We start from the raw sequence: 7,338 nt of genomic DNA on the forward strand, positions 1-7,338 counted from the left end.
CCCCCGTCATGCGAAATGCCCGTGCAGGGCCCAGCGGATGTCCTCGCCGGGCTGCGCCAGGCCGATCCGGCACACCCAGAGCCGCGCGCCGGACGCCAGTTCCACCCGGTAGTAGTCGCGCAGCCTGCGGTCCGGCCTGTCGCGCCACCATTCCGGCTCGAAGCGTTCCGGCCCCTCGGCGCGGACCACGCGATGCGAATCCCGCCCGATCCGCAGCAGGGAAGGCGGCGCATCCGGCAGCAGCGCGATGGCGCCGATGAAGGGCGGGCGGCGCAGCAGACGCGCCGGACGGGGCTGCGCGGCCCAGCCCTCGAAGCCCTCTGCCTCATCGAAAGGGCCGATGCGCCGCACCCCGCGTTCCGGCCAATGCGATGCCTGCGGCGCCAGGCGCCAGACCGGCAGGCGCTGCGACAGGCGATCGAGCAACTGCGCCAGTTCCTCCCGTCGCGCCGTGCGCCCCGCCGTGCCCAAGCCGTCCTGCAGCCCCGTCAGCGGATCGGTCGCGGGCGCCTCCAGCGCGATCCGGTCGTAGCCGCAGTCCGGCTCCAACTGCTCGAGCCTGCCGCGGAACAGCCGCGCCAGGTGCTTCGGGTCGCGCGTCGGGAGCCCCGTGCCGATCGCGACCTCCTGCACCGCGCCATCGACACGGTGCGCGCGCAGCAGCATCCGCCGCGCGCCGCGTCCGGCTTCCCGCAGCGCGCGGCACAGATCCTCCAGCAGCAGGCCGAGTGCTGCCTCGATTCCCTCCCGCGTCACCACCGGGTCGGCGAAGTCCCGCGCCACGGCCATCTCCGGCGGCGGGCGGATGGGCGAGATCGGTCGCGTCGCATGCCCCATTGCCTCATCCAGTGCGCGCGCCAGGCCCGCGCCGAAGCGCCGCACCAGGCCGGCCCGCGGCTGGGCCGCGACGCTGCCGAGATCGCGCAGGCCGAGCCCCTGCAAGGCGCTCACCAGCCCCCGGTCCAGCCGCAGCGCGGCGAGCGACAGCGGCGCCACCGCTGCCGCCTCCTGCCCTGTCGCGACGCAGCCGCCCCGGCCCGCCCGCACCAGCGCCAGGGCCGTGCCGGCCGCCCCGGCCACTGCCCCCCGCGCCGTCAGCCCGAACCGCGCGAGCCGCGCCAACACCTCCGTCCGCAAGGCCGCCTCGCCGCCGAACAGATGCTCCACCCCCGTGATGTCGAGCAGCAACCCATCGCCACCCTCCATTCCCACCTGCGGCGTGAAGCGCAGGCACCACAACGCGAGGCGCTCCAGCGCCGCGGCATCGCTGGCCGGATCCTCCGCCACAAGAATCACCCCGGGCAGGATCGCCTGCGCATCTGCCAGAGCCTGGCCCACGCGCAGCCCGGCCGCCTCGGCCTCGGCACTGGCCGAGGTCACGACCCGCCGCGCGCCACGTTGCGCCCATACGGCGACAGGGCCCGGGCGGCGCAGGCGCTCGACCGGCAGGCGGGGCAGGAGGAGGGCGAGGATGCGGCGCCGCACATGGGGGGGCCTGCCAGGGGGCGCCGCCCCCTGGACCCCCGCCGGGGAGGCTGCGGCCTCCCCGGACCCCACGGCCAACGGGGCCAGGAGAGGGAGGGGCTCGCGGGCGCCCGCGGCATGACAGGCGGGCCTTGCCTCTTCCTCGCTTGGCTCCCACGGAATCGAGGGGCCGGGAGGCTTCTGCCTCCCGGCGGGGGGATCGGGGGGCTGGCCCCCCGGCACGCGCCCCATCCGCGGCGGCCTGCAGCATCGCCGCCTCATGCCCGCCTCCGTGCCGCGTCGGCCGTGCCTGTCCCGCCCTCGGTCAGCAGCCGGTCGCCGTGCCAGGTGGCGCGCCAGGTCGCGGGGCGGCCGCCGCGACAGCGCAGCAGGTCGAGGCTCCAGGCCGGGTCGCCGATGGCGTGCGGGCTGTCGCTGTCGGATAGATCTGAGCCGATGCGCCAGCGTGTCAGCGCTGCGGTCGGGGCGGCGCCATCCGCATCGGGGCGGAGCAGGAGGCCGAGCACGCCGCCCGATTCGGCCGCGAGTTGCAGGCGGCGGGCTGCCGTCAGGTCGAGTTCCCCGGCGACGAGAAGCGCGGCGCCGACGGCCGGGCAGCGCAATGTCTCCTCCATCGCCCAGAGCGCGTCCTGTTGCCGGGCCGCCCGCACCAGCACGAGTTGCGCGGGGGAGAGGCCGAATCGGGCCAGCCCTGGCGGCCAGGCATCCGGATCCGGCGCGATCCACAGCACCGTGCCGCCTGCGCGGGCCAGGATAAGCGCGGCGAAGCCCGCGGCCGCACCCGGTTCGGTGGCCAGGATCTCGTGCAGCGCGGCGCGCGGCAGGCCGCCCCAGGGCAGGGCCTGGTCGATGGCGGGGGCGAGCGGGACGGCATCCTCCCCCCGGCTGGCCAGGGCCCCGGCCGCCCCGGCGCGCTCCAGGCGCGCGATGCGGGCGCGCAGCGCGGAGAGCAGGGCGGGACGGTCGAGCGGAGGTGGGGTCGGGGGGGCGGGCATGGCCGGGGCAGGGGCCGCTGATGTTCGCTTTATGTTCTCGTGTTGGCGGGCCAAAGGTCAAGACGCGTGGAAGGCATCGCCCCGACAGGCATACGTAAGCCAAGGTTTTCTGTGACCGGGTGTTCCGGGAGAAAGGGTTCCCCTCCCCTTGTCCCGCCCCCCTCGGCGGCCGACCATCATCAGCCGAGACGCAAGGAACGCCCGACCATGGACGCAGCCCCGCACCCCAGCCCCGGCATCGTGGATGGCTTCGAAGGTGCGGTCGGCAACACGCCGCTGATCCGCCTGCGGCGCGCGAGCGAGGCGACGGGTTGCGACATCCTCGGCAAGGCGGAGTTCATGAACCCCGGCGGGTCGGTGAAGGACCGCGCCGGGCTCGGCATCATCCTCGATGCCGAGAAGCGTGGCCTGCTCACGCCCGGCCAGCCCGGCACCATCGTCGAGGGCACGGCGGGCAATACCGGCATCGGCATCACGCTGGTCGCCAATGCGCGCGGCTACCGCGCCGTGATCGTGGTGCCCGAGACGCAGAGCCGCGAGAAGATCGACTTCCTGCGCATGATCGGTGCCGATCTTCGCCTCATCCCGGCCAAGCCCTATTCCGACCCCGGCAACTACGTCCATTTCAGCCGCCGCCTGGCGGAGGAGATGGGCGCCGTTCACGCCAACCAGTTCGACAACACGGCCAACCGCGACGCGCATGAGGCGACGACCGGCCCCGAGATCTGGACGCAGACGGATGGCCGCGTCGACGCCTTCACCTGTTCCTGCGGCACCGGCGGCACGCTGGCCGGCGTGGCGCGCGCGTTGAAGGCGCGCAAGCCGGGTGCGCGCATCGTGCTGGCCGACCCGATGGGCAGCGCGCTGTATTCCTGGGTGAAGACCGGCACGCTGAAGGCCGAGGGCAACTCCATCACCGAGGGCATCGGCCAGGCGGCGCGCGTGCCGGGCAACCTCGAGCCCGACCGCGCGCTGATCGACGACGCCGTGCAGGTCACGGACGAGGAGGCGCTCGAGCAGGTCTTCGACCTGCAGATCCACGAGGGCATCTCGATCGGCGGCTCGGCCGGCATCAATGTCGCGGCCGCGATCAAGGTCGCGAAGGCCCTCGGGCCCGGGCACCGGGTGGTCACGATCCTGTGCGACGGCGGCGCGCGCTACCAGTCCAAGCTGTTCAACCCGGACTTCCTGCGCGGCAAGGGCCTGCCCGTGCCGCCCTGGCTGGCCTGAACCGCCGAGGCTTCCCCATGGAAGTGATCGATCTTGCCCGCACCATCCGCAGCCGGGATCCGGCCCGGCCGTCCTGGCCGGAGGCGATCCTCTGCTACGCGGGCCTGCATGCGGTGCTGTGGCATCGTCTGGCGCACCGGCTCTGGCGCCTGGGGCTGAGGGGGCTGGCGCGCTTCGCCTCCCATCTCTGCCGCTTCCTGACCGGCATCGAGATCCATCCCGGCGCCACGATCGGCCGGCGGCTCTTCATCGACCACGGCATGGGCGTGGTGATCGGGGAGACGGCCGAGATCGGCGACGACGTGTTGATCTATCACGGCGTGACCCTCGGCGGGCTGTCCGGCCAGCCAGGCAAGCGGCACCCCACCATCGGGAACGAGGTGGCCATCGGGGCCGGGGCGCAGGTGCTCGGGCCGATCACAGTCGGCCACGGGGCGCGGATCGGCGCCAATGCCGTCGTGACGAAGGACGTCCCGCCCAACTGCACCGTGGTCGGCATCCCGGCGAAGCCGCCGGCCGGCTCGATCTGCATCGACCCGACCGTCGGCTATGGCATCACCCATCCCGAGGATGATCCCGTGGGCGAGCAGCTGTCCGCGATGCGCTCGGAACTCGCCGCCCTGCGGGCACGGGTCGCTGAACTGGAACGTCAGCCCGAGACGACCCGCTGACCCTTCTGTCAGCGCCGCCCGCGCGGCGTCAGGTCCCAGGGCGCGCGCGCGGCTTCCTCGAGCGCCTCGGCCCGGCTGATGCCGATATCGGCCAGCATGCGCCGGTCCATCTGCGCCAGCTGGCGGCGGCTCTCGACGGCGTGGAGGGCGCGGCGCAGCCAATCGAGCCAGGCGGCGCCATGCAGGTCGCGCGTCCGGATCGCGGGGGTGGGGGATGCGGGAAGGCTGCGGGTCGTCATGTTGGCGGTCCTCTGGTTGCGCCGGGACGGGACCTTGGCAGCAGGCGCAGCATCAGAAAAACGAAATCGCTTGACGATAAACATCAGCATAATTGATCTATCGGGCGGAGGGCATCGTCATGCTGGCCATACCGCCGGGGCTGGACCCCGACCTGCTGCGCTCGTTTGTCCTGATCGCCGAGGGCGGTTCCTTCACGCGCGCGGCGCATGCCGTCGGGCGCACGCAATCCGCCGTCTCCATGCAGATCCGACGGCTCGAGGAGACGCTTGGGCAGCCGCTGCTGCTGCGCGGTCCCCGCGGGGTGGAGGCGACGCCGCATGGCGCCTGGCTGCTCGAGCGGGCGAAGCGTTTGCTCGCGATGCATGACGAGATCGTCGCGACCTTCCGGGCGCCGGCGGTGTCCGGGATGGTGCGGCTCGGCACGCCCGACGACTACGCGCTGCGCTGGCTGCCCGGGATCCTGGCCCGCTTCGCGGAGGTGCATCCGGCGGTCGAGGTGGTCGTGACCTGCGCGCCGTCGAACGAGTTGGTGGATCGCCTCGAGCGGGACGAGATCGACCTGACGCTGCTCTCGGCCGGCAACGAGCGACCGGGCATGGTCGGGCAGTCGCTGTGGCAGGCGGGGCTGCGCTGGATCGGGTCCGCCGCACATGCCACGCACCGGCGCTCGCCCATGCCGCTGGCGACAGCGCAGCCGCGCTGCGTCTGGCACCGCGCGGCGGTCCGTGCGCTGGATGCCGCGGGCATGCCCTGGCGAGTTGCCTATACCAGCACCTCCCAGGCGGGCACGCTGGCGCCGGCGCTCGCCGGCCTGGCGGTGACGATCGGCCTGCCAGGGCCGCTGCCATCGGGGCTGCGGTTCCTGGGGCCCGAGGAGGGGATGCCGCCGCTGCCGGATTTCTCGATCATCCTGGTCAAGGGAACGCCTGGCGGGCCCGTGGTCGAGACGTTGGCGGAGGCGATCCGGGACGGCTTCGCCGCGGCGGCCGTCACGCAGGCTTGAGCCGGGAAAGCCGCCGTGCGATCTGCCCCAGGCGCTCGGAAAGATGACGGTGGACAGTGGTGGTAACGGAGGCTGCCCGCTTCGCGGCGATGATGGAGGATGGCGCTGCGCTGCGCCGTCGCCTCGCGACCGAGGCCGCGCCCGCCCTGATCGGGGTGGTGACCGCCTGCGAGGCGTCGATCCGCGCCGGCGGGCGTCTGTTCTTCTGCGGCAATGGCGGCAGCGCGGCTGATGCCCAGCACCTCGCGACCGAATTGCTGGTACGGCTGCGTTCGAGCGTGGAGCGGCCGTCCTGGCCCGCGATCGCCCTGACGCTTGACCCTGCGGTACTGACCGCGGGCGGCAACGACTATGGCTTCGATCAGGTGTTCGCGCGGCCGCTCTCGGGGCTGGGGCGTGCGGGCGACGTGCTGTTCGGCATCACGACGAGCGGTCGGTCGCCCAATGTGATCAAAGCGTTGGAGACCGCCCGCGCGATGGGGATCGTAACGGTCGGCCTGCTCGGCGGCGATGGCGGGCCGGCCAAGGCGCTGTGCGACCATGTCCTGCTGGTCCCGAGCGCCGAGACCGCGAGGATCCAGGAGGCCCACATCGCGCTCGGCCACGCAGTCATGGAACTTCTCGAGGATCGGCTGGTCCGGCCATGACTGTCCTCCTGACCGGTGTCGCGGGCTTCATCGGCATGCATGTCGCCGAGGCCCTGCTGGCGCGCGGCGACCGCGTGATCGGCATCGACAACCTTACGCCCTACTACGACGTGCGCCTGAAGCGGGCGCGTCTCGCGCGACTCGAAGCGCTGCAGGGGTTTTCCTTCATGGAGGCCGATGTCGCTGACAGGGGCGTCATGCTCGACCTGGCGTCGCAGCACCCCGAAGTAACACGGGTTGTGCACATGGCGGCGCAGCCCGGGGTGCGGCATTCCCTGGTCGACCCGTTCGCCTATGTCGAGGCGAATGTGATGGGCCATCTCGTGGTGCTGGAAACGGCGCGGCGCCTGCCGCGGCTGGAGCACGTGGTCTATGCGTCTTCATCCTCCGTCTATGGCGGCAACCGGAAGCTCCCGTTTACCGAGACGGACCGCGTGGACCACCCGGTATCGCTCTATGCCGCGACGAAGCGGTCCGGCGAGCTGATCAGCGAGGCGTATGGCCACCTGTTCGGGCTGCCGCAGACGGGGCTGCGGTTCTTCACCGTCTATGGCCCGTGGGGACGGCCGGACATGGCGCCATGGATGTTCGCCGAGGCGATTCTGGAGGGACGGCCGATCACGCTCTACGAAGGCGGACGGCTGAAACGTGACTTCACCTTCGTGACGGATATCGCGGCCGGCGTGTTGGGGTGCCTCGATCGGCCGGCAGACGGGGCGGCGCCGAGGCTGCTCAACATCGGGAACCATCGCAGCGAGGAAGTGCGGCGTTTCCTTGGGGTCCTGGAGGATGCGCTCGGGCGCCGCGCCGTGGTGGTGGATGCCCCCCGGCCGGCGACGGATGTCGAGGAGACATTCGCGGATATCGACGCCATCCACGCGCTGTGCGGTTTCGTTCCGAGCACTCCGATCGAGGCCGGAATCCCGCGGTTTGCCGATTGGTTCATTTCCTGGCCTTGTGGGGCTTGACCCGTTTTCCTGCTGGGCCTAGAAGCCCGTCACGCCGCTGATGCGGGGGGTTGACGGGTTGCCGGGATGTCGGTAGTGTCGTCGGCCCGCTGCGAAAGC

The 7,338-nt window shown here is 72.2% G+C and carries 8 protein-coding genes; 5 read left to right on the forward strand and 3 right to left on the reverse strand.

Annotated elements, in window-relative coordinates:
- Window positions 1-6 precede the first annotated feature (6 nt).
- Entirely contained in the window at window positions 7-1,485 is a 1,479-nt protein-coding gene (locus tag E8M80_RS20100) for a DNA polymerase Y family protein (protein WP_170979525.1), read from the reverse strand.
- Between the two features lie 257 nt (window positions 1,486-1,742).
- The gene (locus E8M80_RS20105; protein ID WP_137127508.1) at window positions 1,743-2,480 is read right to left on the reverse strand and encodes an ImuA family protein; all 738 of its coding nucleotides are present in this window, start codon (window positions 2,478-2,480) and stop codon (window positions 1,743-1,745) included.
- Window positions 2,481-2,687: 207 nt separating this feature from the next.
- On the opposite strand from E8M80_RS20105, the gene E8M80_RS20110 reads away from it, so the two are divergent.
- Both E8M80_RS20110 and cysE read left to right on the forward strand, forming a co-directional pair.
- Window positions 2,688-3,710, forward strand: coding sequence for a cysteine synthase A (locus E8M80_RS20110; RefSeq protein WP_137127509.1), 1,023 nt, complete (start codon window positions 2,688-2,690; stop codon window positions 3,708-3,710).
- A gap of 17 nt (window positions 3,711-3,727) precedes the next feature.
- Window positions 3,728-4,381, forward strand: coding sequence for a serine O-acetyltransferase (gene cysE / locus E8M80_RS20115; RefSeq protein ID WP_137127510.1), 654 nt, complete (start codon window positions 3,728-3,730; stop codon window positions 4,379-4,381).
- A gap of 8 nt (window positions 4,382-4,389) precedes the next feature.
- Here cysE and E8M80_RS20120 read toward each other — a convergent pair whose 3' ends face one another.
- Window positions 4,390-4,620: a DUF1127 domain-containing protein gene (locus E8M80_RS20120; protein ID WP_137127511.1), complete on the reverse strand. Its 231-nt coding sequence runs from the start codon at window positions 4,618-4,620 to the stop codon at window positions 4,390-4,392.
- Between the two features lie 119 nt (window positions 4,621-4,739).
- Here E8M80_RS20120 and E8M80_RS20125 point away from each other — a divergent pair, with 119 nt between their 5' ends.
- From E8M80_RS20125 to E8M80_RS20135, 3 genes are all read left to right on the forward strand, one after another.
- Window positions 4,740-5,624, forward strand: coding sequence for a LysR substrate-binding domain-containing protein (locus E8M80_RS20125; protein WP_137127512.1), 885 nt, complete (start codon window positions 4,740-4,742; stop codon window positions 5,622-5,624).
- 89 nt (window positions 5,625-5,713) lie between these two features.
- Window positions 5,714-6,271: an SIS domain-containing protein gene (locus E8M80_RS20130; RefSeq protein ID WP_137127513.1), complete on the forward strand. Its 558-nt coding sequence runs from the start codon at window positions 5,714-5,716 to the stop codon at window positions 6,269-6,271.
- Window positions 6,268-7,239: an NAD-dependent epimerase/dehydratase family protein gene (locus tag E8M80_RS20135; RefSeq protein ID WP_137127514.1), complete on the forward strand. Its 972-nt coding sequence runs from the start codon at window positions 6,268-6,270 to the stop codon at window positions 7,237-7,239. The genes E8M80_RS20130 and E8M80_RS20135 overlap by 4 nt, the downstream gene beginning before the upstream one ends.
- The last annotated feature ends 99 nt before the right edge of the window (window positions 7,240-7,338 follow it).

This window comes from Roseomonas sp. HF4, from assembly GCF_005222755.1.
Lineage (GTDB): Bacteria > Pseudomonadota > Alphaproteobacteria > Acetobacterales > Acetobacteraceae > Neoroseomonas.